The sequence below is a fragment of the Muricoccus vinaceus genome, assembly GCF_042433125.1.
In the GTDB taxonomy this organism is placed as follows: Bacteria; Pseudomonadota; Alphaproteobacteria; order Acetobacterales; family Acetobacteraceae; genus Roseomonas; species Roseomonas vinacea.
In genome coordinates this window covers 18,204-42,583 of record NZ_JBHLVZ010000013.1, presented here as the reverse complement: position 1 = coordinate 42,583, position 24,380 = coordinate 18,204, and the positions used below count along the sequence as shown (strand labels likewise).

The following is a 24,380-nucleotide window of genomic DNA, read 5'->3' as shown; positions in this document are numbered from 1 at the left end:
CCAGAGATGAGCACCACCGCCCCCGCCTTCGCCCACCGCTTCGAGCCCGCGGCCGACCCGGCCCGCCCGCCGCTCCTGCTGCTGCACGGCACGGGAGGCGACGAGAACGACCTGCTCGGCCTCGGCCGGCTGGTCGCCCCGGGCGCGGCCCTCCTTTCGCCCCGCGGGCAGGTGCTGGAGAACGGCATGCCCCGCTTCTTCCGCCGCCTGGCCGAAGGCGTGTTCGACGAGGAGGACCTGCGCGCCCGGACCGACGACCTGGCCGCCTTCATCCGCGACGCCCAGGCCCGCCACGGCATCGCGGCCCCCGTCGCGCTCGGCTTCTCCAACGGCGCCAACATCGCGGCCGCCCTGCTGCTGCGCCACCCCGGCCTGCTGCGCGGCGCCGCCCTGCTGCGCGCCATGGTCCCCTTCCGCGATCCGCCCGCGGCCCGGCTGGACGGCACCAGGGTGCTGCTGCTGTCCGGCGCCAGCGATCCCATCGTGCCCGCCGAGAACAGCGCGAGGCTGGCCGCGATCCTCCAGGCGGCCGGCGCCACGGTGAAGCACCACGACCTTCCCCTCGGCCACGGACTGTCCCAGATGGACGTCGCCCTTGCCCGCGACTGGCTCGCGGCCCTTCCGGAGAATGCCCCATGAGCGTCGAGAGCGATCCCGCGGGCACCATGCCCGAATGCCCCGAGGCCGGCGCCGTCGGCCAGGTCATCATCCCGCGCGCCCATGACATCGGCGGCTTCGAGGTCCGCCGCGCGCTGCCCGCGAAGGAGCGCCAGATGGTCGGCCCCTTCATCTTCTTCGACCAGATGGGGCCGGGGGAGTTCCTCACCGGCAAGGGCCTCGATGTGCGCCCCCACCCGCATATCGGGCTCTCCACCGTCACCTACCTGTTCGAGGGCGAGATCCAGCACCGCGACACGCTGGGCTCGGACCTCTCGATCCGCCCGGGCGACGTGAACTGGATGACCGCCGGCCGCGGCATCGCCCATTCCGAGCGCACGGGCCAGGCGCTGCGCTCCCACAACAACCCGCTCTACGGCATCCAGTCCTGGGTCGCCCTTCCGCGCGCGCAGGAGGAGGTGGCGCCCGCCTTTGTCCACCATCCCGCCGCCACCCTGCCCATCATCGAGGACGGCGGCACCCGCCTGCGCCTGATCGCCGGCCATGGCTGGGGCGCCCGCTCCCCCGTCGAGACGCCGTCCGACCTGTTCTACGCCGATGCCGTGCTCGCGCCCGGCGCCTCCCTGCCGCTGCCCGACCACGAGGAGCGCGGCGCCTATGTGGTGCAGGGCGAGGTCACGGTGGGCGAGGACCGCTTCGAGGCCGGGCGCATGCTGGTGTTCCGCGCCGGCGACGGCCTCGCCCTCACGGCCGGGCCGAAGGGCGCGCGCCTGCTGATGCTGGGCGGCGCCGCCATGGACGGGCCGCGCCACCTGTTCTGGAACTTCGTCTCCTCCTCGCGCGAGCGGATCGAGCAGGCCAAGGCGGACTGGAAGGCCGGGCGCTTCGGCACCGTGCCGGGCGACGACAAGGAGTTCATCCCGCTGCCGGAGGAACGCGTCTCGGTGCGTGCCACGACCCAGGTGCCGTCGGCGGGTTCGCCCACGAGCTGAGATGGAAGGGCAGGGGAGGGCCGGGCCGCAAGCATGGTCCCCCCTGCCGGATTCGAACCGGCACACCCCAACGGGTGAGCGATTTTAAGTCGCCTGCGTCTACCGTTCCGCCAAGGGGGGCCACGGCCAGCATAGCGCCCCGCGCGCCGGCGTCACGCCCACCCCCCTCACGCCGCCGGCCGCGCGCCCTCCCGCCCCGCCGAGACCGCCTCGATCACCATCCGCTCCGTCAGGATCTGCGGCAGCACCACGGGCGCCCCGCCCCCGGCGGGATAGAACAGGTAAAGCGGCACCCCCTCATGCCCGCGCTCGCGGAGCAGCGCGGAGATCGCGGGATCGCCCCGCGTCCAGTCGCCCGTCAGCACCACCACGCCTTCCCGGGCGAAGGCCTGGCGCGTGGCCGGGGTGTCCAGCGCCACACGCTCGTTCACCCGGCAGGTGATGCACCAGGCCGCCGTCAGGTTTACGAAAACCGGGCGCCCCTCGGCCCGCAGCGCCGCCACCCGCGCCGCCGACCAGGCCTCGCCGGCTACCACCGCCATCCCCGCCGGCGCCGCCGCGGCGCGCACCATCGGCAGCAGCGCCAGCGCGGCCAGAACCGCCACCCCCGCCGCCCCGCGCCCCAGCCAGGCCCGCCGCCCCGCCGCCTGCGCGGCGCCCAGGGCCCAACCGGCGAAGCCCACCAGAACCGCGCCCGCCATCACCCAGGCCAGCCCATCGGGGCCCGACTGCACCGACACCACCCAGGCCAGCCAGGCCGCCGCCCCATACATCGGAAAAGCCAGCACCTGCCGCAGCCGCTCCATCCAGGCCCCCGGCCGGGGCAGCGCGCGCGCCAGGGACGGCGCGGCCGCCAGCAGCGCGTGCGGCGCCGCCATGCCCAGCCCCATCGCCGCGAACACCGCCATGGCCCCCGCGGGCGGCATCGCCAGCGCCGCGCCCAGGGCAGCCGCCATGAAGGGGGCCGTGCAGGGCGTCGCCACCACCACGGCCAGCGCCCCCGTGCCGAAGCTTCCCATGCGCCCGCCCGTCGAGGGGCCGCCCACGGCGAACACCCCCGAAAGGTTCAGCCCCACCGCCAGCATCAGCCAGGCCAGCCCCGCCACGAACACCGGGGAGGTGAACTGGAATCCCCACCCCGCCGCCGATCCGGCCATCCGCGCCGCCACCAGGGCGCCGCCGATCAGCAGGAACGCCGCCACCACCCCGGCCACGTAGAACAGCGCCTCCGCCCGCACCGCCCCGCGGGACGCGCCCGAAAGCCGCGCCAGCCCCATGGCCTTCATCGCCAGCACCGGGAACACGCAGGGCATGAGGTTGAGGATCAGCCCGCCCAGCGCCGCCCAGAGCACCACCTGCCACAGCGCCGCCCCGCCCGCTTCCCCGATGGCCGCACCGCCCGCCGGCATCGCCCCCGGCACCGCCGAAACCGCGTAGGACGAGCGCACCCCAGCCGCATCGGTCAGGCCCACCACGCCCGAGAGCACCCCGGGCACCGCCCCCGTGCCCCGGCGGAACGAAATCACCAGCGCCCCATCGGCCAGCGAGACCACCTGGGGCGCCGCGTTGTCGATCACCCCGGCCTCGTCCGGAAAGAAGAAGGCCTCCCGCACTCCGCCCGGCCCCAGGCCCGACAGCGCGACGGCCCCGCGCGCACCCTCGAACCCCGCCTGCACCGTGAAGGGGGAGGGGCGCGGGAGCGCGGCCTCCGCCGAACGGAACAGCGCCGCCGCCGCCGCATCCGGCCGCGCGGCGGCCTCCACCGGCAGGTCCAGCCGGAAGGTCCCTTCCTCGGGGATGCAGAGATCCGCGCAGACCAGCCAGCGCGCCGTTCCCTCGATGGTGTAGAGCCGCCCGGGCTCGAGCCCCGCGGGCGGCGTCACCGTGAGCGGGAACACCGCCTCGCCCAGGTAGCCGAAGTTCACCAGCGGGCCATAAGGAATGCGCGCCGGCGCCGGAAAGGCCATCGCCCCCGCCGAGCCGCCATCGGGCAGGGCCAGCTCCAGCGAGGGCGCCTCCCCGGCATCGCCGGGGTTGGTCCAGTAGGTGTGCCACCCCGGCGCCAGCACCTGCCGCAGCGCGATCCGGAACGGCTGCCCCGGCGCGACCGCGGCCGCCTCCGCCACCAGCGTCACCCGCGCGCGGGGCGAGGCCACCGCCTCGCTCTCCGCCGCCCGCGCGGCGGGGGAGGCCAGCAAAACCACCAGCAAGAGGAGGAACGCGTGCATCAGCACGGCATAGGACCGATGCGCCGCCCCCTGCAACGCCCGATGCGCGCCTTCGCGCAGCGCCCGATGCGCTCCTTCGCGCGACGCCCGATGCGCGCCTCCGCGCAGCGCCCGATGCGCACCCTTGCGCGACGCCTCAGGCGCTCGCGGCATCCAGCGCCGCCACGTCCCCGGCCTCCAGCGGCAGGTGCACCGCCCGCACCAGGCTCGCCAGCTGCTCCAGGCTCGTCGCGCTCGCGATGGGCGCCGTCACGCCCTCCCGCGCGATCACCCAGGCCAGCGCAACCTCGGCCGGCTTCGCGCCGCGCCGCGCGGCCACCTCGTCCAGCGCCGCCAGGATCCGCATGCCGCGCTCGTTCAGGTACTTCTCCGCGCGCACTGCCCGCGCCCGCCCCTCCAGGTCCGCCTTGGACCGGTACTTGCCCGACAGGAACCCGGCGGCGAGGCTGAAATAGGTGATCACCCCCACGCCCTCGCGCATGGCCAGGTCGCGCAGCGGCCCGTCGAAGCTCGCGCGGTCATACAGGTTGTATTCCGGCTGCAGGCTCTCGTAGCGCGGCAGCCCCTTGGCCTCCGCCACCTCCAGCGCCTCCCCAAGCTGGGCCGCATCGAAGTTCGAGCACCCGATCGCCCGCACCTTTCCCGCCCGGACCAGCGCGTCATAGGCCCGCAGCGTCTCCTCCTGCGGGGTCTCGGCATCGAAGGAATGGGACTGGTAGAGGTCGATCCGGTCCGTTCCCAGCCGGCGCAGCGAATCCTCCACCGCCCGCTCGATCCAGCGGGGGGACAGCCCCTTGCGGTCCTCCCCCATGTCCATCCCCACCTTGGTGAGGATCAGGACCTTTTCCCGCTTGCCGGGATTGGCGCGCAGCCAGCGCCCGATGATCGCCTCGGACTCGCCCCCCTGATGCCCGGGCGCCCAGCGCGAATACACGTCCGCCGTGTCGATGGCGTTCAGCCCGGCATCCACGAAGCCGTCCAGCAGGGAGAAGCTGGTGGCCTCGTCCGCGGTCCAGCCGAAGACGTTGCCGCCGAACACCAGCGGGGCGATCTCCAGGCCGGTCCGGCCGAGCGGGCGCATCTGCATGGGGTGGTCCTTTTTCCGGGTGCGGCCCCGGAGGTGGGCGCCCGGCCCCCCTCTGCCCAGGGGTGACGACGCGGAGTGGCGCCTTCCCGGATATCCCCTTGACCTTCCCACGGTGGGAAACCCCAGCTTGTGCCGTGAACGCCGCGCCGGACTTCGCGGCAGCAGGAACACAGGCCCCAATGACCCCTGAAGCCATTCCGGACCGAACCCGCCGCCACGCCGGGCGGAGCCTCGCGCCTTTCCTCGCGACCACGGCCACGGCCACGGCCCTCGCCCTCCTCGCCGCCGCCCATCCCGCCGCCGCCATGGTGGGGGAGGGATCGGACGAGGGCATCGAGCCCGTGCTCTCGCGAACCTACACCGTGGTGCCGCGCGACCGCCTCCCGGCTACCCTCAAGGCCGACCGCGACTACGTCACGGGCATGCGCGCCCACCACGCGGGCGCCCTGACCATGTCCGACGAATACCTCCGCGACCCCGCCGCCAGCAGCCCGGCGCTGCGCGACCTGGCCGTGGCCATCATCCACAACCAGCGCTTCGAGATCGCCCTGCTCGACGGCGTGGCAGCCAGCCTGGACCAGCCCGCCGCGGTGCTGGACCTCGGCTTCGCCCGCCTCGCGGTCCAGCCCGCGGCGGTGGAGAACCTCGCGATCCAGTACCGCTACAGCAAGGCCCCCATCCCCGGTCCGCTCTCGCCGCTGGACCGCCCGGGCGCCCCGGTCAGCGCGCGCGACGTGCAGTTCGCCCGCGCCATGACCATCCACCACCAGGGCGCGCTCGACATGGCCCGCGCCTACCAGGCCGATCCGAACGGGCGGAACACCTTTCTGGGCCTGCTGAACGTGGACATCCTCACCGACCAGATCCAGGAGATCGGCCTCATGCGCCGCGTGGTGGCCGCCTTTCCCGGCGACGCCTCGGCCATCCCCGTTCCGGCCTCCATGATCCACGGCATGGAAGGCATGTCCCATGGCGGGCACGAGGGCCACGCGGCGCCCGCAGCCCCCGCAAACGGCCGGCCTGACGACCGGCATGAAGGCCCGCATGCCGGCCACGGCGCGGCCCGGCCGGCCGCCGTGCCCGCCACTCCTGCGCCGCCCGGGCCGCGCCGCCGGGCCGCGCCCACGGCCCATCACGGCCACTGAGCGCGCCCGCCTTGCGCCGCGGCACGGCGCGCACCGCCTACACCGCGCTGCGCGCCCGTGCGGCCCATGCGGCGGCGCTCGCCCGCACCGAGCCCAGCTTCTCCGGGTTGCGCATGATGTAGATCGCCGCGATCCGCCCGTCCCGCACCTCCAGCGCCGTGGTCTGGGGCAGGCCGTCCGGCTCCAGCGTGACATAGCCGGGCATGCTGTTGACCCGGCCCATCCGCAGCAACGGGGCAGGGGGGCCGGCCCGCTTGCGCGCCAGTCCCGCGAAGAAGCGTCCGACCTTTTCCGCCCCCCCGATGAGGTTGAGCGCCGCGGGCCGGATGCCGCCGCCATCCGTGTGCAGCACCACCTCGGCCGCCAGAAGTCCGCGCAGCGCCCCCTCGTCGCCGTCGCGGGTCGCTGCCAGGAAGGCGCCCGCGATCCGCCGCGCTTCGGCATCCGCGATGGGCTGGCGGGCCTCCGCCTCGCCGAGATGCGCCCGGGCGCGCGTCGCCAGCTTGCGGCAGGCCGCCTCGCTCCGCCGCAGAAGCCCCGCGATCTCCGCGAAGGGTGTCTCGAACAGGTCGTGCAGGATGAACACCGCGCGCTCCGCCGGCGAAAGCCGTTGCAGCGTCAGGAGAAAGGCCACCGACACGGCCTGCGCGTGCGCATGGGCGGCCTGCTGCGGCGCCTCCTCCGAGTCCAGCACCGGTTCGGGCAGCCAGGGGCCGACATACTGCTCCCGCCGGTGCCGCGCCGATTTCAGGTGGTCCAGGCTCAGCCGCGCCGCGGCCTTCAGCAGCCAGGCCCGCGGCACGTCGATGGCGGCGCGATCCGCCGCGTTCCAGCGGAGAAAGGTGTCCTGCGCGATATCCTCGGCGGTCGCCAGCGAACCGGTCATCCGGTAGGCGAGCCCGATCAACTCGGCGCGGAGGGGCGCGAAGTGCTCCACCGGATCCGCGCGCCCCTCCGCCACGCTCAGGCCACCCGCGCTTCCGCCGGAGGCGCTGCGCTTGCAGCGGCCGGGGTCGCTGCAAGCGCAGCGGCCGAGGCCGGCACGGCGCGGAAGCCGATCGCCAGGCGGTTCCAGGCGTTGATCGTGGCGATCAGCACCGACAGCTTCGCGATCTCCTCCTCCGAGAACTCGGCCTTCAGCGCATCGTAGTCCGCATCCGGCGCACGGGTCGCGGCGACCAGCGTCAGCGCCTCCGTCCAGGCCAGCGCCGCGCGCTCGCGCGGGGTGTAGTGCGGCGCCTCCCGCCAGGCGTCCAGCAGAAAGAGCCGCGCCTCCGTCTCCCCCGCCCTGCGCGCGTCCTGCGTGTGCATGTCGATGCAGAAGGCACAGCCGTTGACCTGGGAGGCGCGCGTTTTCACCAGTTCGATCAGCCCGTGCTCCAGCCCGGACGACACCACGGCCTTCTCGAGCGCCATCATGGCCTGCATCAGCTTGGGAGCGGCGGCGAAGTAGTTCAGACGGGGCGTCATGGCGGTCTTCCTTGCAGGGGTGTCAGCCACAGGACGAGGCAGCGACACCCGGTGTGACACCCGGCCCCGAAGATTCCGCGCCCGGCGTTTGACAAGCCGCTTCCCGCCGCCGAGACCGGCCGCACGATGCACCTCCCCGAACTCCCCGTCGCCGAGGCCCTGCCCGCCCTTCTGGCCGCCCTGCGGACGCGGGATGACACGCCTTCCAACGCCGTCCTCGTCGCGCCCCCCGGCGCGGGGAAGACCACCATCGTCCCGCTCACCCTGCTGGACGAGCCCTGGGCCACGGGAAAGATCCTCGTGCTGGAGCCCCGCCGCGTCGCCGCCCGCGCCGCCGCCCGGCGCATGGCGGACCTGGCCGGGGAGGGCGCCCCCGGCGGCCTGGTCGGCCTGTCCACCCGCCTGGACCGTGCCGTCTCCGACCGCACGCGCATCGAGGTCGTGACCGAGGGCCTGCTCGTCCGCCGCCTCCAATCCGACCCGGACCTCGCCGGCGTGTCCGCCGTGCTGTTCGACGAGGCGCATGAGCGCCACATCGACACCGATCTCGGCCTCGCGCTGTGCCTCGACATGCAGCGCGCGCTGCGCCCCGACATCCGCCTGCTGGCCATGTCCGCGACGCTGGACGCCGCGGGCTTCGGCACCCTGCTGGATGCGCCCCTGATCGAGAGCGCCGGCCGCGCCTTTCCCGTCGCCGTCCACCACCGCCCGCGCGACATCAAGGAGCCGCGCGACCTGCCCGAGGCCATGGCCGGCGCCATCCGGGAGGCGCTGCGCGAGCATCCCGGCGACGTCCTCGCCTTTCTGCCCGGCTGGGGCGAGATCCGCCGCACCGCCGACCGCCTGTCCGGCATCGACGCCGAGATCCTCCCGCTCCACGGCGAGATGCCGCCCGCCGAGCAGGACCGGGCGCTGAACCCCTCCACCCGCCGCAAGGTGGTGCTGGCCACCTCCATCGCGGAAACCAGCCTCACCGTCCCCGGCGTCCGCATCGTCGTCGATGGCGGCTTCCGCCGCGCGCCCCGCCTGGACGCCGCGACGGGCCTCACCCGCCTCGCCACCGTCCGCATCTCCCGCGCCGCCGCCGAGCAGCGCGCCGGGCGCGCCGGCCGCACCGAGCCCGGCGTCGCCATCCGCCTCTGGACCGAGGCCCTGCACCGCGGCCTGCCCATCGCCGACCGCCCGGAGATGCTGGAGGCCGAGCTTTCCGGCCTGGCTCTCGATTGCGCCGCATGGGGCGCCGACCCCCGCGCCCTTTCCTTCCTGGACCCGCCGCCGGAAGGCGCCCTGGCCGCCGCCCGCACCCTGCTGCGCGACCTCGACGCGCTGGACGAGCAAGGCCGCATCACCGCCACCGGCCGCCGCATGGCCCGCCTCGGCGCCCACCCCCGCCTCGCCCGCGTGATGGTGGAAACCCGCACGCCCGGGGAGGGGGCGCTCGCCGCCGACCTCGCCGCGCTGCTGGAGGAGCGCGACCCCATCCGCAACCGCGACGCCCCCACCGAGCTCCACCTCCGGCTCGACCTGCTCCGCGGCGGCGACCACCCGGAGGCCGACCGCGCCGCCGTGGCCCGCATCCGCCGCACCGCCCAGCTCCACCGCCGCCGCCTTTCCGTGCCCGAGCGGACGGAGCCCGAGGGCGATCCCGCCGCGCTTCTCGCCGCCGGCTTTCCCGACCGCATCGCCGCCCGCCGCGGCACCATGGAGGGCGCCTACCGCCTGTCCTCCGGCCAGGGCGCCCGCCTCGCCGCCACCGACCCGCTGCGCAAGTCGCCGCTCCTGGCCGTCGCCGCCATGGAGCTGCAGGGCACCGAGGCCCGCATCCGCATGGCCGCGCCGCTCGACCGCGCCACGCTGGAGTCCCGCTTCCCCGAGCGCTTCGTCCGCGAGGACGTCACCGAGTTCGACCCCCGCGCCAACGCCGTCACCGCCCGCCGGCGCCTGCGCTTCGGCCCCCTGGTGCTGGAGGAATCGACCCTTCCCCACGCCGACCCCGCCCTGGTGGCCGAAGCCCTGGCCCGTGCCGCCGCCGCCCGGGCCTTCCGCGACCTGGACTGGACCAAGCCGGCCATCCAGCTCCGCGCCCGCCTGCGCTGGGCCCATGCCACCGAGGGCCCGCCCTGGCCCGACGTTTCCGACGCCGCGCTGGCCGCCACCGCCGCCGACTGGCTGGCCCCCCACCTGCACGGCAGGTCCCGCCTGGCCGATCTCCGCGCGCTGGACGCGGTGGCGATCCTGCAATCCCTCATCCCCTGGGACCTCCGCCGCCGCCTGGACGCCGACCTCCCCGCCCGCGTGGACCTGCCGGAGAGCCGCACGGCGGCCATCGACTACGACCGCGAGGTCCCGGCCATCGAGGCCCGCGCCCAGCACCTCTTCGGCCTGGCCAACCCGCCGCGCCTCATGGGGGGGCGCGTTCCCCTCCAGGTGTCGCTGCTGTCCCCCGCCGGCCGGCCCATCGCCGTCACCTCGGACCTCCCCGGTTTCTGGCGCGGCGGCTGGGCCGAGGTGCGGCGCGAGATGCGTGGCCGCTATCCCCGCCATGCCTGGCCCGAGGACCCCGGCCAGGGCGCCTGAGCGGGAAAGCGGCCCGAACCTGTTGCCCGCGCGCCCACCTGTGCCCCGCATGCAGCACGGGCGGCGCCCGGCGCCTTGAACACCCCTGCCTCGTTCCCCCTCTATGGGGAAACCCCGCCGCACCGCCGGAGAGCCGATACCCCGCATGTCCGACCCCGTGACCCCGCCGCCGGTTGAGTCCAACAGCACCCACCGCGTGGCGCGCCGCGCCACGCTGATGGGCCTGGCCGCCCTCGCGATCGTCCCCGGCTGCACGCCCCTCGATGCCCAGGCCCAGTCCGCCACCCCGCGCATGACGGTGCTGCCGGACTTCGCGGACCTGGCCCAGGCCGTGCTGCCCGCGGTGGTCAACATCGCCGTGACGGGCGAGCAGACCACCCAGATCCCGCCCGAACTTCGAGGCACCCCGTTCGAGCGCTACTTCCGCGAGCGCCGCGGCCGCCAGCAGGTGCAGGGCGCCGGGTCGGGCTTCATCATCGACCCGTCCGGCTTCGTGGTGACCAACAACCACGTCGTCGGCTCCGCCGCCCGCGTCGTGGTCTCGCTCCAGGACGGCACCGAGCACCCCGCCCGCGTCGTCGGCACGGACGAGCTGACCGACCTCGCGCTTCTGCGCATCGAGTCCCGCGTGCCGCTCACCGCCGTGCCCTGGGGCAGCAGCCCCGTGCGCGTGGGCCAGTGGGTGATGGCCGCCGGCAACCCCTTCGGCCTCGGCGGCACCGTCACCACGGGCATCGTCTCCGCCCGCGGGCGCGAGATCGGCGCCGGGCCCTTCGACGACTTCATCCAGACCGACGCCGCCATCAACCCCGGCAATTCCGGCGGCCCGCTGTTCAACACGGCGGGCGAGGTGATCGGCATCAACACCGCCATCTACTCCCCCTCCGGCGCCTCCGCCGGCATCGGCTTCGCCACCCCGTCGGACCTCGCCCGCAACGTCATCGAGCAGCTTCGCCGCGACGGGCGGGTGGAGCGCGGCTGGCTCGGCGTCGCCGTGCAGGACGTGAACCCGGATGCGCCCCGCGGCCGCCGCGGCGTGCAGATCCAGGGGGTGGAGCGCAATTCCCCCGCCGCCCGGGCGGGCCTGCGGCAGGGCGACCTCGTGACCGCCCTCAACGGCGACCGCATCGAAACCTCCCGCGCGCTGATTCGCAGCATCGCCGGCATCACCCCCGGCCAGAGCGTGCGCCTGACCCTGACGCGGGAGGGCCGGGGCCAGGACGTCAACGTGCAGGTCGGCCGGCGCCCGCCCGGCACCGCGGCGGCGGTGCAGCCGCAATAGCCGTCCGAACCGGGCGGTCCTCCCGCGCCTGGCATGCACCCGGTCCGGTCCGGCGAAGTCACACCCCTCCATGCGCGCCCTCGCCGGGGCCGGCGGCCGGCGCAGCCCCGGCCGCGCCGGTGGTCGGGCACGGGCCGCGCGTCCTCGGCCACCAGGGGGCGCCGCCTGGCGGCAGGGGGTTGGGAATGGCCCCATCTGGCCACCCGGCCGCCCCCGCGCCATTCTGCCCTCAGGCACGCCACCCCTCACACGAACCCCAAGGACCCCCATGCGTATCCTGCTGGTCGAGGACGACCCCGAGGTGGCCCGCTTTGTCCGCAAGGGCCTGACCGAGGCCGGACACGCCGTGGAGCACCGCGACAACGGCCGCGACGGCCTCTTCGCCGCCGCCGGTGAACCCTTCGACCTCCTGGTGATCGACCGCATGCTGCCCGGCGGCGTGGACGGCCTGCGCCTCGTCGAAACGCTGCGCGGGCAGGAGAACCGCACGCCCGTCCTCTTTCTCACCGCGCTGTCCTCGGTTGACGAGCGCGTGCGCGGCCTCAAGGCCGGCGGCGACGACTACCTCACCAAGCCCTTCGCCTTCGCCGAGCTTCTCGCCCGCGTGGAGGCCCTGGGCCGCCGCCCCGCCGCCGAGGTTCCGGCCACCCGCCTCCGCGTCGCCGACCTCGAGCTGGACCTCCTGTCGCGCTCCGTCACCCGCGGGGGCAAGCGCATCGACGTGCAGCCCCGCGAGTTCCGCCTGCTCGAGCACCTGATGCGCCACGCCGGGCAGGTCGTCACCCGCACGATGCTTCTGGAAAAGGTCTGGGACTACCACTTCGACCCCCAGACCAACGTGATCGACGTCCACGTCTCCCGGCTTCGCCAGAAGATCGACCGCGGCTTCGACAAGCCGCTGATCCACACCATCCGCAACGCCGGCTACATGATCCGCGCCGAGGACGCCGCCTAAGGTTCCCCCGATGGTCGCCGAGCAGATCCGCCGCGCGCCCGTCCCCCGCCTGGTGGACAGCGCGGGCTTCCGCTTCGCCGTCTTCTTCGCCGTCATGTTCCTGCTCGGCGGCGTGGCCTTCGCCGGCATCGTCTGGTGGAACACGGCCGGCGGCCTCGACCGGCAGACGGACGCCGCCATCCGCGCCGACGTCGCGGCCCTCACCCAGCGCTTCCGCGAGGCCGGGCGCGCGGGGGTGGAGGAGGCCATCGCCTTCCGCCTCATCCGCGACGGCGACGCCCAGGACCTGTACCGCCTGACCGACGCCGCCGGCCGCCAGATCGCCGGCAACCTCGCGGCCACGCCGGACGAGCTGGACGGTCCCGCGCCGGACGGCGAGCCGCTCCGCTGGCTCCGCGCGCCCCTGATCCGCGAGGGCGCCCTCACCGAGGCCCGCCTCTACCGCGCCGACCTGCCGAACGGCGACCGCCTGATCGTCGGCCGCGACGTGGAGGAGCGCCTGCGCCTGCGGGAGCTTCTCGCCCGCGGCCTGGGATGGGCGGCCAGCGCCGCGGGGCTCATCGCGTTCATCGGCGCGCTGCTGCTGCGCCGGGCCCTGCAGTCGCGCCTGCGCCCGGCCGCGGATACCGTCACCGCCATCGCCGGGGGCGACCTCACCCAGCGCGTTCCCTTGTCCGGCCGCGAGGACGAGTTCGACCGCCTGGGCCGCACGCTGAACGCCATGCTGGACCGCATCGGCACCCTCATGGCCGGCATCCGCGGCGTGTCGGACGCCATCGCCCACGACCTCCGCACCCCCGTCGCCCGCGCCCGCGGCCGGCTGGAGGAAGCGCTGGACGGCGATCCCGAGACCATGCGCCGCGCCATCGAGACGGGCCTGGCCGACCTCGACGGCATGACCCGCATCTTCCAGGCCGTGCTCCGCATCACCGAGGCCGAGGCCGGCGCCCGCCGCGCCGCCTTCGCGACCCTCGACCTGTCCCCGCTGCTCGCCGACGCCGCCGAGCTTTACGAAGCCATCGCGGAGGCCCGCGGCGTCCTCCTCCAGGCGGAGCTGCCGGACAGCCTGCCCATGACCGGGGACCGCGACCTGCTGCTGCAGGCCGTGGCCAACCTGCTGGACAACGCCGTGAAGTTCTCCCCCGCCGGAGGCCGCATCCGCCTCTCGGCCATGATATCCGAGGACACGCTGCGCATCACGGTGGCCGACGAAGGCACCGGCCTTCCTCCCGCCGACCGCGCCCGCGCCGGGGAGCGCTTCTTCCGGGCCGACAGCGCCCGCGCGACCCCCGGCTATGGCCTGGGGTTGTCCCTGGTCCGCGCCGTGGCCGGCCTGCACGGAGGGGAGCTGATCCTGGCCGACGCCCATCGCGGGCGCATGCCCCCCGGCCTCGCCGCCACCCTGGTCCTTCACGCCGGCCTCGCCACCCCGGCCGAGGCATGAGCCGCGCCCCCGACCCCGCGCTGCGGCCGGCCCTCGCGGGGGCGGCGGCCCTTTGCGCCGTGATCGGCCTCGCCCGCTTCGGCTACGTCCCCCTCTTTCCCGCGCTCGTCGCGGGCGGATGGGTCGGGGGAGGGGAGGCGGGCGCGCTGGGCGCCATCAACTTCACCGGCTACCTCGCCGGCGCCCTGCTCGGCCCCCTGGTCGGCCTCCGCCTCGGCACCCGGCGGGCGCTGGACGCCGGCATGGCGCTCGCCGCCCTGTCCTTCCTTGCCTCCGCGCTGCATCCCGCCGCGCCCTGGGGCTTTCCCTGGCTCGCCGCCTGGCGGGCGGCGGCGGGGCTGGCCGGCGGCGTCACCATGGCGCTGGTCGGCCCCGCCGTGCAGGCCGTGACGGAGCCCGCGCGGCGCGGCCGGGCCGGGGGCCTCGTCATCTCCGGCGTGGGCGCGGGCGTGGTGCTGGCCTCGCTCCTGGTGCCGGCCCTGGTTTCCACCGGCGGCCTTTCCGCGGCCTGGGCCGGCCTGGGCCTGGCCATCGCCGCCCTCTGGGCCTTCGCCCATCCGCGCTGGCCCGGAGCGCCCGTCGCGCCGTCCACCGCCGCTCCCGCGACCGGTCCCACCAGGGCCCCCGCCTCCCTGATCCTCGCCTACACCCTGTCCGCCGCCGGCATGGCCGCGCCGATGGTCTATCTGGGCGACCTCGCGGCGCGCGGGCACGGCATGGGGGTGGCCGCCGCCGGGCTGGTCTGGGCCTTCTTCGGCCTGGGCGGCCTCCTCGGCACCCTCTCGGGCGGCCGCGCGGCGGACCGGCTGGGCGCCCGCGCCATGCCGCTCTGGATGGCCGCTCAGGTGGCGGCGCTGGCCGCCGCCCTGTTGCCCCATCCCGCCGCCGTGCCGATCGCCGCCCTGCTTTCCGGCTTCTCGGGCATCGGCATCTCCGCCGTGGCCCTGGCCCGCCTGCGGGCCGCGACCGGGGCGGACACGGCGCGCCACTGGTCCCGCGCCACGGCCCTCTATGCCGGCGCCCAGGCGCTGACAGGCTATGCGCTCGCCGTTCTTTTCGCCTGGGCCGGCGATGCCCATGCCCCCGTCTTCCTGGCCGGACTCGTGCTCAGCCTCGCGGGCCTCATCGTGGCCCGCCGGGAGGACTGATCCCTCACACCGCCGCCGAGTGCCGCGTCTCGGAGGGCGCCAGATAGGCGTCGAAGCAGGCCGCCACCTGCCGCACGAAGCGCCGCCCCAGCTCCGTCACCACCACCCGCCCGGGCGAGACCTCCACCAGGCCCTGCCCGGCCAGCGGCGCCATGGCCTCCAGCGCCGCCGCCACCACCGGCTCCATCCCCGGCGCCACCGTTTGCAGGTCGAGCGCGAAGTCGCACATCAGCCGCTCGATGATCGCCCCGCGGGCCCGGTCCTCCGCCGTCACGGCCACCCCGCGCGCCACGGGCAGGTGCCCCTCCGCCACCGCATCCCCGTGTGTCCGCTCGTCCAGGACGTTCCCGGCCATTCCGCCCGGGAGGCTGCCGATCGCCGAGGGGCCGAGCCCCAGCAGCACCGGCGCGTCGTCGGTGGTGTAGCCCTGGAAGTTCCGCCGGAGCCGCCCCGCGGCGGCCGCCCGCGCCAGCGGGTCCGCCGGTTTCGCGAAATGATCGAGCCCCAGCGCCGCGTAGCCCGCGGCCGACAGCACCGCCCCCGCCGCCTCGGCCTGCTCCATCCGCGCCTCCGCGCCGGGCAGGGTGGTCGCATCGATCGCGCGCTGGTTCGGCTTCATCCAGGCCACATGCGCGTAGCCGAACACCGCGATCCGGTCGGCGTCCAGCCAGGCCGCGAAGCGCGCGCTGGCCTCCACATGCGCGGTGGTCTGCCCGGGCAGACCGTACATCAGGTCCAGGTTCACGCTGCCGATCCCGGCGCGCCGCAGCCGCTCCACCGCCACCGAAACCAGCTCCGCCGGCTGCGGGCGGCCGATCCGCGCCTGCACCTCGGGCGAGATGTCCTGCACGCCCAGGCTGGCGCGCGTGACGCCCACCTCGCCCAGCGTGTCCACCATCGCCTCCTCCAGGAGGCGGGGGTCCAGCTCGATCGCGATCTCCGCTCCCGCCCGGAACCCGAAGCGGGCCTTGAGGCCCATCACCAGCGCGCGGATCCGCGCGGGGCCGAGGATGGTGGGCGTGCCGCCGCCCAGGTGCAGGTGCGACACCCCGCCGTGCTCCGGCAGCGCCGCCGCCAGCAGGTCCGCCTCCGCCTCCAGCGCCGCCGCCAGGGCGTCGATCCGCGCCTCCGAGCGCGTCGGCTTCGCGTGGCAGGCGCAGTACCAGCACAGATCGCGGCAGAAGGGCACGTGAAGGTAGAGGGAGAGCGCGTCCTTCGCCCCGATCCCGTCGCGCAGCCAGCCGCGGTAGGTTGCCTCGTCCAGCGGCCCGAACTGGGCGGCGGTGGGGTAGCTCGTGTAGCGCGGCACCTTGGCCTCGGCGAGGGCGAGGAGGGCGCGGGACGGGGCGGCGGCGTTCATTCCCCGCCCATACAGGCCGGCCCCGCGCGCCACCTTGACGCAGGTCAAGCAGCCCCCGTCCCCCCTTGCCAGCGCCGCCCGGGCGGGGAACATCGCGCCCGAGAAGAAGGAACGCCCATGCCGGACATGCCGGACCAGAAGCCGGGCCAGGCCCCGCCGCAGGATCCCCGCCTGCCCCTCACCGGCCTTCGCGTGGTGGAGCTCGGCCACTACATCGCCGCCCCCTTCGCCACCCGCCTCCTCGCCGACCTCGGCGCCGAGGTGATCAAGGTCGAGCCGCCCGGCGGCGACCCGCACCGCGACTGGGGGGCGCGCGTGAACGGCCACGCCGTGTGGTTCTCCATCCACGGCCGCAACAAGCTGTCCGTCACGCTGGACCTGAAGACGGAGGAGGGCAGGGGGCGCCTGCGCGCCCTGCTCGCCCGCGCCGATGCCCTGGTGGAGAACCTCCGCCCCGGCGCCATCGAGCGCATGGGCCTCTCGCCGGAGGCGCTGCATGCCGGGAACCCGCGCCTCGTGATCGCCCGCGTTTCCGGCTACGGCCAGGACGGGCCCTACCGCGACAAGCCCGCCTTCGGCGCCATCGGGGAAGCCATGGGGGGGCTGCGCCACCTCACCGCCAACCCTGGCCAGACCGGCCTGCCCCCGCCCCGCTGCGGCGTTTCCATCAGCGACGACCTCGCGGGCATGTACGCGGCGCTGTCCCTCGTTTCCGCCTGCTGGGGACGGGACCGGAACCCGGACGGGAAGGGGACGGTGATCGACCTCGACCTCGTGTCCTCCGTTTTCTCCCTGATGGAGGGGATGCTGCCCGAATTCGCCATGCTCGGCCGCGTCCGCCAGCCCATGGGCGCCGCCCTTCCCAGCGCGGCGCCGACCAACACCTACCCCTGCGCCGACGGCAAGTGGCTGGCGGTGGCCGGCAACTCCGACCTGATCTTCCGCCGCCTCATGGCCCGCATCGGCCGCGAGGACCTGGCGGACGACCCCCGCATGGCCAGCAATTCCGGCCGCTGCGCCAACGCCGCCGAGCTGGACGAGGCCATCGCCGCCTGGACCCGCACCCTGCCCGCCAGGGAGGCCCAGGACGCGCTGGAGGCCGTCGAGGTGCCGTGCTCGCGGCTCTACGACATGCAGGACTGCGTGGAGGACCCCCACTTCCAGGCGCGCGACATGGTGCTGCCGGTGGAGGACCCCCTGATCGGCACCGTGCCCCATCCCGCCGCCCCCTTCCGCTTCCAGGGCGTGCCGCCCGCCGCCATGGTGCGCTGGCCCGGCCCCGCGGTGGGCGCCCACAACGACTACGTCTTCGGTTCGCTGCTGAAGCAGGAGGACACCCCATGAGCACCCCGATCACCCCCCCGCGCGCCACCATCAGCGACGTCGCCCCGCGCGACGGCCTGCAATCCATCGGCCCCTTCGTGCCGACGCAAACCAAGATCGCCCTTGTCCGGGCCATCTACGACGCCGGCATCCGGCGCATGGAGATCGGCTCCTTCGTGTCGCCGAAGGCGGTCCCGCAGATGGCCGACACGGCCGAGGTGCTCCGCGCCTCGCTCGAGCTGCCGGGGCTGGAATGCACGGTGCTGGTGCCCAACCGCCGTGGCTTCGACCTCGCCGCCACGTCCGGCGCCCAGCGCCTCGGCCTCTTCATGTCGGTCACGGAAAGCCACAACAAGGCCAACCTCAACCGCACGCGCGAGGAATCCTTCGCCGACCTCGCCGCCATCGTGCGCGACGCCAAGGCGGCGGGCCTCGAGCTCCGGTTCAACCTGTCCACCGTCTTTCACTGCCCCTTCGAGGGGGTGGTGCCCGACGGCGAGGCGCTGGACTGGATCGAGCGGGTCGTGGCTCTCGATCCCGCCATGGAGATCGCGCTGGCCGACACCACCGGCAACGCCGCCCCCGACCAGGTGCGGCGCATCTTCGAGCAGGCCCACCGCTCCTGGGGCCTGCGCTTCGCCTTCCACGGGCACGACACCTACGGCATGGGGGTGGCCAACGTCTCGGCCGCCTGGGCCGGCGGCGTCCGCATCTTCGACTCCGCGGCGGGCGGCCTCGGCGGCTGCCCCTTCGCCCCCGGCGCCACCGGCAACGTCGCCACCGAGGACGTCGCCTGGCTGTTCCGCCGCATGGGGGTCGAGACCGGCATCAACTGGAACCGCCTGCTGGAGGCCGCCGACATCGCGGCCCGGATCCCCGGCGGCACCCCCGGCGGGCGGCTGCGCGGCGTGCCCTCGGTCCGCCGCGCGGCCTGAACGTGTCGCGGCCCTGAACCGCGGCCGCCGGACAGGCCCCTCAGCGCCCCCCCTGGTCGGAGGCCACCACCAGCCGGCCCTCCACCTCAAGGCGGATGCGGCCGCGCGCCGGGCGCAGCAGCCGGACCGGCGCGCGCTTCTCCTCGAGCCTCCGCTGCAGGAGGAGCAGGCGCGTCTCCAGGTTGTCCTTCAGCTCCGGCAGCCGCAGCCCGCCATCGGCGCGGATCTCCCGGTTCGTGAAATCGCGCCGCCCGGCTGCCTGGTAGGCGTCGAGCATCCACATGAGCAACCGGCCAGCGACTCCCTTCACCAGGTACTCGTGGCCGATGAAGACGCTGTCGTCCCCCGCGTGGTGCACCACCTGCACGGGGCGGCCCGCGGCGGATGACGCCCGATCCTGCGGCCCGGTGGCCGCGCCTTCCCCAAGCTCGGCCTCGGCCAGCGCGATTGCCAGGGCGAGCTGCCGCGCCACCAGGGAGAGCGCGCGCCCGTCCTCGGCATCGAAGGCCATCCGCCGGGTGCTCTCGAGAAAGAGCACGCCCTGCACGCGCCCCTGCGCCTCCAGCGGCACGGCAAGCTGGCTCAGCGCGTCCGGCAGGCGTGGGAGCGCGACGCTGCGCGTTCGCGCCTCCTGCTCGGAGCTGGCCAGGATGGCGTCCCCGTAGCGCCGCAGCCGGCTCGCATCGCTCACGCGGAGGAGGCGCCTGTCCTGGCCGGCCAGGCCGATCAGGCCTTCCCCGAGCGGCACCTCCGCGCCGATGCCGCTCACCCCGTAGCCGCGGCTGCCAAGGGCGACGAGGCAGCCCCGGGCCGGCTCGTGCAGCAGCAGGAGCGTCGCCTCGTGCCCGAAGGCGTCGGTCAGCGCGTCGAGCACCGCCTCCACCATGCCGCCCAGCCCGTTCGCCCGCATCAGCGCCTCGCTCACCGCGAGCGCGCGGGCGAGCCCTTGTCCGGAGGGCGGCGCCGGCGCCGCGGCCGTTCGCTCCCCCTCCACTTGGTGGAGGTGGAGCACGTCGAAGATGTCGATGGCCCGCAACCGCATCACGCCGGCCATGCCGAGTTGCGCGCTGGTGGCCCGCAGGTCCGCGTCCATGCGGTCGAAGGCCGGCCCGGCCTCAAGGCTCCCGCGGTGGAGGAGGTCCAGCCGGTACTGCGCGCCGTCGCCGGGATCCACGACCAGCAGGGCGGCGCGCGGATTCTCCCGTAGGTTCGCCGCGGTCTTGGAAAGGAACTGGTTCGAGACGGAGACCTGCGCGTCCCCGTGTCGCCGGACATGGGAGAGATAGGAGATGTTCGGCGTGCCGTCCGGGGCGAGGGTGCAGAGGATGGAGGGCACCACGCCCTCGAAGCAGGGTTCCAGTCCGGCAAGCGACAGCATCACCCGCCAGACCCCGCCAGGAGGTTGCCGGCGAGGGGCCCGGGCGTCTGCACGAAGACCCGCTCGGGGCGGACATGCAAGGCCACCAGGTCGCGCCCGGACCGCCACGGCGCGGTCAACTCAGGCGGCAGGCCGAGCCCCGCCAGCACATCCGTGATGCGGGCGGCGTAGCGCGCCGCGCAGGCCTCGAGGGCCGGCGTCAGCGGCGCGACGCGGTCCACCGGGCCCTTCACCTGGTAGGTCACGTAGTCGGCAGGCCGGGCGAAGGTCGCCGCGATGCGCCCATTCGCGCGCGCCTGCGCCACGGTTCCCGGCCACTGCCAGGCGGAGACGACGATCTGCAGGGCGCCGTCCACCTCGACCGAGGCACCCATGCCGCGCCCGATCTCCGGCACGCTCCCGATGCCGGTGCCCAGGATGATCATGACCGGGGATTCGATGAAGGCGGCCAGATCGGCGTCGATCCGGCAGCCCCGGGCAGGTCGCATGGGGGCGAGGCTAGTCGGATAGGAAAGTCTTAGGAAGCGCGGCGGCCAGTTAGGGAAGACTTAGGAAGCGCCCGCCCCGGCAGTGGCCCTAGGACTCCGGCCCGAGGTCACGGCAGAAGGAGGGCCGGGGATGAACACCAGGGATCCAATCGTCATGGCGCCGCGCGCGGTCGCCATCATCGGCGCCGGCCCGGCGGGTCTTGCCGCCGGCGCGTGGCTGGCGCGCCAGGGCTTCGAGCCCGTGCTGTTCGAGGCCGCCGATGCCCTCGGCGGCCAATGGAACGGAGCCTCGCCGATGAGCGGCACCTGGCCGGGCATGCGCACCAACACCAGCCGGATCATGACCGCCTTCGCCGGCCTGGACCACGCGCCGGGAACGGCCGTCTTCCCGGCGCGGGACGAGGTGCTGCGCTACCTGCGGCGCTACGCGGCCCAAGCGCGGCTGCTGCCGCGCATCCGATCCGGAACCCGCGTCAGCCACCTCGCCCGGTCGCCGGAAGGAAGGGGTTGGATCGTCTGCTCGCAAGCGGGCGAGGCGCGGCGGGCCGAGAGGTTCGCGCGCGTCGTCGTCGCGACGGGCCGGCACAACGCGCCGGCCTGGCCGGAGGTCAGCGGCCTCGACACCTTCACCGGCGATGGCGGCGTGCGCCACAGCTTCGACTACGCCGGCCCGGCCGCCTACCGGGACCGCTCGGTCGTTGTCGCCGGCTGCTCGGTCAGCGCCCTCGAGATCGCCTCGGAACTGGCCCTGGCCGGCGCAAGGCGCGTCACGGTGGCCCAGCGCCGCCAACGCTATGTCCTGCGCAAGCTGACGGCCGGCGTGCCCACCGACCACGTCGCCTTCACGCGCTTCGCGGCCCGTGCCGCCGCCGTGATGCCACCCGCCGCCGTGGCGGAGGAGCTGCGGCGAATGGTGCTGTCCAGCGCCGGCAGCCCCGAGCAGGCCGGCGCGCCTCGGCCGGACGCCGATATCTTCGCCGCGGGCCTGACGCAGTCGCAGCACCACCTCGACCTCGTCGCCGATGGCCGCATCCAGGTCCGCCCGTGGCTGGCGCGCGTGTCGGGCCGGCAGGTCGCCTTCGCCGATGGCCGCACGGAAACCGCGGATGCGATGGTGCTCGGCACCGGCTACCGCCTCTCGCTGCCCTTCCTGGCGCCGGAGATCGCGGCGGCCCTGAACCTCGACGGGCCGCACATCGACCTGCACGACCACACCTTCCATCCGGACCTCCCCGGGCTCGCCTTCCTCGGCCTCTTCGACCAGGTGGGGCCGTATTTCCCGGTGCTGGAGCTGCAGGCGCGCTGGCTGGCCTATTCCTGGTCGGGCGTGGTGCCCATGCCCGGCGCGGCCATCATGCAGGGGGGCCTCGCTGCCTGCCGCATGCGGCGCGGCGGGCCCCAGGCAGTTCCGATGAACGCCATGGCCCTGCTCTTCGCCGGACATGCCGGCGTGGAGCCGGACGCGGACCTCTGGCCGGAACTGCGCCGCGCCCTGCTTTTCGGTCCGCTCTCGCCCGCCTCCTTCCGCCTCGTGGGGCCGGACCGCTGCGCCGGTGCCGCGGCGCGGATCGCGGCCGACGCCGCCAGCTTCGGCTGCCTCGCCTCGCCCATGATCACCACCGAGGAAGCGGCACGGTGGGAGAGCATCAAGGCCGGCCCGAGCGCGGCAGCGGCCTGACGCGGCACTCCGGCCGGCGGGACGGACCTCGCCTGCCCGGCGCCCCGAGCGGCCATGGCCACGTGCCAGCGCCGCCTTCCGCCCCTGCCGCGCACGGGGGCGGAACGAGGCCGCCCCGGCCTGCCCGGGAGGCGGAAGGGCCCGCATAATGCCCCCCCGCGTCCCGAGCAGCCAAGGACCACCCCGGCATGTCCTTCTTTCCCCGCTGGCCCCTGGCCCGCGGCACCACCGTCCCCCCGGATGAACGCCTGCCCTGGGGCACCACCGGCCTGCTGGGCGTCCAGCACCTGGTGGCCATGTCCGGCTCCACCATCCTCGGCCCGCTGCTGATGGGCTTCGATCCCAACCTCGCCATCCTGTTCTCCGGCATCGGCACGCTGATCTTCTTCGTGCTCGTCGGCGGCCGGGTGCCGAGCTATCTCGGCTCCTCCTTCTCCTTCATCGCCGTGGTGATCGCCGTCACCGGCTATGCGGGCACGGGCCCCAACCCCAACATCGGCCCGGCGCTGGGCGGCATCATCGCGGCGGGTGCCCTCTACGCCGCCATCGGCCTGCTGGTGATGGGCACCGGCTCGAACTGGGTGGAGCGGCTGATGCCGCCCGCCGTGACCGGCGCGGTGGGGGCCGCCATCGGCCTGAACCTCGCCCCCGTCGCGGTGAAGGGCATCGAGGGCACCGGCCCGCACGTCCTCGTGGCCCTCGCCACCCTGCTCGCCACGGCCTGCATCGCCGTCTACGCGCCGCTGGCGATCCGCCGCATCTCGATCCTGGCGGGCATCGCCTGCGGCTACGTGCTCTACCTTTTCGTCGGCAACGTCATGGGCCTGCTGCCGCCCATCTCCTTCGCCGAACTGGCCGGCGCACCCTGGTTCGGCATGCCCGCCTTCCGCGCGCCCAGCTTCGAGGCCGGCGCCATGGCCCTCATCGCCCCCGTCGCCTTCATTCTGGTCGCGGAGAACCTCGGCCACATCAAGGCCATCGGCGCCATGACCGGGCGCGACCTCGATCCCTTCATCGGCCGGGGCTTCCTGGGCGACGGCATCGCGACCATGGTCTCCGGCTTCGGCGGCGGCACGGGCGTCACCACCTATGTCGAGAACATGGGGGTCATGGCCGTGACCCGCGTCTTCTCCACCCTGCTCTTCGTGGTGGCGGCGCTGGCGGCCATCGCGCTCGGCTTTTCCCCCAAGTTCGGCGCGCTGCTCCGCACGGTTCCCGGGCCGGTGCTGGGGGGCCTCGCGGTCATCGTCTTCGGCCTCATCGCCGCCGCCATGATCCGCCTCTGGGTGGACAACCGCGTGGACTTCTCGGACCCGCGCAACCTGCTCACCGTCGGCACCGCGCTCGTGCTCGGCTCCGGCAACTTCACGGTCACGCTGGGCGGGTTTTCCATCGCCGGCATCGGCACGGCGACCATCGCCGCCATCGGCCTCTACCAGCTTCTCGGCATCGGACGCCGGGAGCCGGTGGCGGTGGCGCACGGCATGCCGGACCGCCCGCCGCACTGAGCCGCGGCCGGCCTCACCCAGCCGTGGGGCCGGCCACCTTGTCCGGGTAGTTGCAGAACTCCCGCGCCACGCAGTGCCAGCATTCTGGCCGCCGTGCCTTGCACACGTAGCGCCCGTGCAGGATCAGCCAGTGATGCGCGTCGCGCAGCAACTCCGGCGGGCAGCGGCGCACCAGCCCGTCCTCCACCGCGCGCGGCGTGTCCCCGGGCGCGAGGCCGGTGCGGTTGCCCAGGCGGAAGATATGCGTGTCCACCGCCATGGCATCCTCGCCGAAGGCCACGTTCAGCACCACGTTGGCGGTCTTGCGCCCCACCCCCGGCAGCGCCTCCAGCGCCGCCCGCTCCCGCGGCACCACGCCCCCGTGGCGCTCGATCAGGAGCCGCGCCAGGGCCGCCACGTTCTTCGCCTTGGCCTGCCACAGCCCGATCCGGCGGATGTGCGGCGCGATTCCCTCCGGCCCGAGCGCGGCCATCGAGGCCGCGTCCGGCGCCGCCGCGAAGAGCGTCGCCGTCGCCTTGTTCACCGCGAGGTCGGTGGTCTGCGCCGAGAGCACCACCGCCACCAGCAGCGTGAAGGGATCCTGGTATTCCAGCTCCGGCTCGGGCGCCGGATTCGCGGCCGCCAGCGCCCGGACGAAGCCCGCCGCCTGCGCCGCCGCCATGCGGCGCGCGCGGCGCGGCTTGCTCGCCGTGCCGTGCAGCGGCTTCGCTGCCTTCTTCAGGAGGATCGGGGCAGGGGAAGGGGCGCGGCTCACGCGATCGTCC

Annotated in this window: 20 protein-coding genes and 1 tRNA gene; 12 read left to right on the top strand and 9 right to left on the bottom strand. The window is 74.7% G+C overall.

The features are described 5' to 3' along the window. Positions 1-6 precede the first annotated feature (6 nt). Positions 7-639, top strand: coding sequence for an alpha/beta hydrolase (locus ACFFIC_RS09245; RefSeq protein ID WP_377049885.1), 633 nt, complete (start codon positions 7-9; stop codon positions 637-639). After that, on the top strand, positions 636-1,610 hold the full coding sequence (locus ACFFIC_RS09240; protein WP_377049884.1) for a pirin family protein: 975 nt from the start codon (positions 636-638) through the stop codon (positions 1,608-1,610). Before ACFFIC_RS09245 ends, ACFFIC_RS09240 begins: the two co-directional genes overlap by 4 nt. 34 nt (positions 1,611-1,644) lie before the next feature. Here ACFFIC_RS09240 and ACFFIC_RS09235 read toward each other — a convergent pair. The 3 genes from ACFFIC_RS09235 to ACFFIC_RS09225 form a co-directional block, all read right to left on the bottom strand. Beyond that, positions 1,645-1,730 (bottom strand) — tRNA-Leu (locus tag ACFFIC_RS09235). A gap of 47 nt (positions 1,731-1,777) precedes the next feature. Then, the gene (locus ACFFIC_RS09230; RefSeq protein ID WP_377049883.1) at positions 1,778-3,991 is read right to left on the bottom strand and encodes a protein-disulfide reductase DsbD family protein; all 2,214 of its coding nucleotides are present in this window, start codon (positions 3,989-3,991) and stop codon (positions 1,778-1,780) included. Further along, the gene (locus ACFFIC_RS09225; protein WP_377049882.1) at positions 3,975-4,925 is read right to left on the bottom strand and encodes an aldo/keto reductase; all 951 of its coding nucleotides are present in this window, start codon (positions 4,923-4,925) and stop codon (positions 3,975-3,977) included. Before ACFFIC_RS09225 ends, ACFFIC_RS09230 begins: the two co-directional genes overlap by 17 nt. Before the next feature lie 179 nt (positions 4,926-5,104). Between ACFFIC_RS09225 and ACFFIC_RS09220 the strand changes: the two genes are divergently transcribed. Then, complete coding sequence (locus ACFFIC_RS09220; RefSeq protein ID WP_377049881.1) at positions 5,105-6,070, top strand: DUF305 domain-containing protein; 966 nt, start codon at positions 5,105-5,107, stop codon at positions 6,068-6,070. A 37-nt stretch (positions 6,071-6,107) separates the two neighbouring features. Here ACFFIC_RS09220 and ACFFIC_RS09215 read toward each other — a convergent pair whose 3' ends face one another. Both ACFFIC_RS09215 and ACFFIC_RS09210 read right to left on the bottom strand, forming a co-directional pair. Continuing rightward, the gene (locus ACFFIC_RS09215) at positions 6,108-7,031 is read right to left on the bottom strand and encodes a sigma-70 family RNA polymerase sigma factor (RefSeq protein ID WP_377049880.1); all 924 of its coding nucleotides are present in this window, start codon (positions 7,029-7,031) and stop codon (positions 6,108-6,110) included. A 2-nt stretch (positions 7,032-7,033) separates the two neighbouring features. Then, the gene (locus tag ACFFIC_RS09210; RefSeq protein ID WP_377049879.1) at positions 7,034-7,540 is read right to left on the bottom strand and encodes a carboxymuconolactone decarboxylase family protein; all 507 of its coding nucleotides are present in this window, start codon (positions 7,538-7,540) and stop codon (positions 7,034-7,036) included. Positions 7,541-7,666: 126 nt separating this feature from the next. Between ACFFIC_RS09210 and hrpB the strand changes: the two genes are divergently transcribed. The 5 genes from hrpB (at position 7,667) to ACFFIC_RS09185 (ending at position 14,946) form a co-directional block, all read left to right on the top strand. Next, entirely contained in the window at positions 7,667-10,117 is a 2,451-nt protein-coding gene (gene hrpB / locus ACFFIC_RS09205) for an ATP-dependent helicase HrpB (RefSeq protein ID WP_377049878.1), read from the top strand. 145 nt (positions 10,118-10,262) lie between these two features. After that, a complete protein-coding gene (locus ACFFIC_RS09200; protein ID WP_377049877.1) occupies positions 10,263-11,399 on the top strand; it encodes a trypsin-like peptidase domain-containing protein in 1,137 nt (378 codons plus the stop codon). Between the two features lie 268 nt (positions 11,400-11,667). After that, complete coding sequence (locus ACFFIC_RS09195) at positions 11,668-12,354, top strand: winged helix-turn-helix domain-containing protein (RefSeq protein WP_377049876.1); 687 nt, start codon at positions 11,668-11,670, stop codon at positions 12,352-12,354. Between the two features lie 10 nt (positions 12,355-12,364). Next, the gene (locus tag ACFFIC_RS09190; RefSeq protein WP_377049875.1) at positions 12,365-13,798 is read left to right on the top strand and encodes a sensor histidine kinase; all 1,434 of its coding nucleotides are present in this window, start codon (positions 12,365-12,367) and stop codon (positions 13,796-13,798) included. Continuing rightward, positions 13,795-14,946 (top strand): YbfB/YjiJ family MFS transporter, encoded by a 1,152-nt coding sequence (locus tag ACFFIC_RS09185; protein ID WP_377049874.1) that lies wholly within the window; start codon positions 13,795-13,797, stop codon positions 14,944-14,946. Before ACFFIC_RS09190 ends, ACFFIC_RS09185 begins: the two co-directional genes overlap by 4 nt. Positions 14,947-14,950: 4 nt before the next feature. On the opposite strand, the gene hemN is transcribed toward ACFFIC_RS09185, so the two are convergent. Continuing rightward, positions 14,951-16,354: an oxygen-independent coproporphyrinogen III oxidase gene (gene hemN, locus ACFFIC_RS09180; RefSeq protein WP_377049873.1), complete on the bottom strand. Its 1,404-nt coding sequence runs from the start codon at positions 16,352-16,354 to the stop codon at positions 14,951-14,953. A 69-nt stretch (positions 16,355-16,423) separates the two neighbouring features. On the opposite strand from hemN, the gene ACFFIC_RS09175 reads away from it, so the two are divergent. Continuing rightward, entirely contained in the window at positions 16,424-17,650 is a 1,227-nt protein-coding gene (locus ACFFIC_RS09175) for a CaiB/BaiF CoA transferase family protein (RefSeq protein ID WP_377049872.1), read from the top strand. After that, positions 17,647-18,564, top strand: a complete 918-nt coding sequence (locus ACFFIC_RS09170) for a hydroxymethylglutaryl-CoA lyase (RefSeq protein ID WP_377049871.1) — start codon at positions 17,647-17,649, stop codon at positions 18,562-18,564. Before ACFFIC_RS09175 ends, ACFFIC_RS09170 begins: the two co-directional genes overlap by 4 nt. A 40-nt stretch (positions 18,565-18,604) precedes the next feature. On the opposite strand, the gene ACFFIC_RS09165 is transcribed toward ACFFIC_RS09170, so the two are convergent. Next, positions 18,605-19,942 carry a GAF domain-containing protein gene (locus tag ACFFIC_RS09165; RefSeq protein WP_377049870.1) on the bottom strand — a complete coding sequence of 446 codons (1,338 nt, stop codon included), beginning with the start codon at positions 19,940-19,942 and terminating at the stop codon, positions 18,605-18,607. Then, complete coding sequence (locus ACFFIC_RS09160; protein WP_377049869.1) at positions 19,942-20,430, bottom strand: hypothetical protein; 489 nt, start codon at positions 20,428-20,430, stop codon at positions 19,942-19,944. Before ACFFIC_RS09160 ends, ACFFIC_RS09165 begins: the two co-directional genes overlap by 1 nt. A gap of 130 nt (positions 20,431-20,560) precedes the next feature. On the opposite strand from ACFFIC_RS09160, the gene ACFFIC_RS09155 reads away from it, so the two are divergent. Together ACFFIC_RS09155 and ACFFIC_RS09150 are read left to right on the top strand one after the other, a co-directional pair. Beyond that, a complete protein-coding gene (locus ACFFIC_RS09155; protein ID WP_377049868.1) occupies positions 20,561-22,108 on the top strand; it encodes a flavin-containing monooxygenase in 1,548 nt (515 codons plus the stop codon). Positions 22,109-22,296: 188 nt separating this feature from the next. Then, positions 22,297-23,616 (top strand): solute carrier family 23 protein, encoded by a 1,320-nt coding sequence (locus tag ACFFIC_RS09150; protein WP_377049867.1) that lies wholly within the window; start codon positions 22,297-22,299, stop codon positions 23,614-23,616. 13 nt (positions 23,617-23,629) lie between these two features. Here the strand turns inward: ACFFIC_RS09150 and nth are convergent, their stop codons facing one another. Further along, complete coding sequence (nth, locus tag ACFFIC_RS09145) at positions 23,630-24,277, bottom strand: endonuclease III (RefSeq protein WP_377049934.1); 648 nt, start codon at positions 24,275-24,277, stop codon at positions 23,630-23,632. Between the last annotated feature and the right edge of the window lie 103 nt (positions 24,278-24,380).

Coding starts and splice junctions, on each gene's coding strand:
- ACFFIC_RS09165 (WP_377049870.1), bottom strand. CDS start 19,942: ATGCTGTCGCTTGCCGGACTGGAACCCTGCTTCGAGGGCGTGGTGCCC.
- ACFFIC_RS09240 (WP_377049884.1), top strand. CDS start 636: ATGAGCGTCGAGAGCGATCCCGCGGGCACCATGCCCGAATGCCCCGAG.
- ACFFIC_RS09220 (WP_377049881.1), top strand. CDS start 5,105: ATGACCCCTGAAGCCATTCCGGACCGAACCCGCCGCCACGCCGGGCGG.
- ACFFIC_RS09150 (WP_377049867.1), top strand. CDS start 22,297: ATGTCCTTCTTTCCCCGCTGGCCCCTGGCCCGCGGCACCACCGTCCCC.
- ACFFIC_RS09225 (WP_377049882.1), bottom strand. CDS start 4,925: ATGCAGATGCGCCCGCTCGGCCGGACCGGCCTGGAGATCGCCCCGCTG.
- ACFFIC_RS09190 (WP_377049875.1), top strand. CDS start 12,365: ATGGTCGCCGAGCAGATCCGCCGCGCGCCCGTCCCCCGCCTGGTGGAC.
- ACFFIC_RS09195 (WP_377049876.1), top strand. CDS start 11,668: ATGCGTATCCTGCTGGTCGAGGACGACCCCGAGGTGGCCCGCTTTGTC.
- ACFFIC_RS09155 (WP_377049868.1), top strand. CDS start 20,561: ATGAACACCAGGGATCCAATCGTCATGGCGCCGCGCGCGGTCGCCATC.
- ACFFIC_RS09210 (WP_377049879.1), bottom strand. CDS start 7,540: ATGACGCCCCGTCTGAACTACTTCGCCGCCGCTCCCAAGCTGATGCAG.
- ACFFIC_RS09185 (WP_377049874.1), top strand. CDS start 13,795: ATGAGCCGCGCCCCCGACCCCGCGCTGCGGCCGGCCCTCGCGGGGGCG.
- nth (WP_377049934.1), bottom strand. CDS start 24,277: ATGGCGGCGGCGCAGGCGGCGGGCTTCGTCCGGGCGCTGGCGGCCGCG.
- ACFFIC_RS09160 (WP_377049869.1), bottom strand. CDS start 20,430: ATGCGACCTGCCCGGGGCTGCCGGATCGACGCCGATCTGGCCGCCTTC.
- hrpB (WP_377049878.1), top strand. CDS start 7,667: ATGCACCTCCCCGAACTCCCCGTCGCCGAGGCCCTGCCCGCCCTTCTG.
- ACFFIC_RS09170 (WP_377049871.1), top strand. CDS start 17,647: ATGAGCACCCCGATCACCCCCCCGCGCGCCACCATCAGCGACGTCGCC.
- ACFFIC_RS09200 (WP_377049877.1), top strand. CDS start 10,263: ATGTCCGACCCCGTGACCCCGCCGCCGGTTGAGTCCAACAGCACCCAC.
- ACFFIC_RS09175 (WP_377049872.1), top strand. CDS start 16,424: ATGCCGGACATGCCGGACCAGAAGCCGGGCCAGGCCCCGCCGCAGGAT.
- ACFFIC_RS09230 (WP_377049883.1), bottom strand. CDS start 3,991: ATGCCGCGAGCGCCTGAGGCGTCGCGCAAGGGTGCGCATCGGGCGCTG.
- ACFFIC_RS09245 (WP_377049885.1), top strand. CDS start 7: ATGAGCACCACCGCCCCCGCCTTCGCCCACCGCTTCGAGCCCGCGGCC.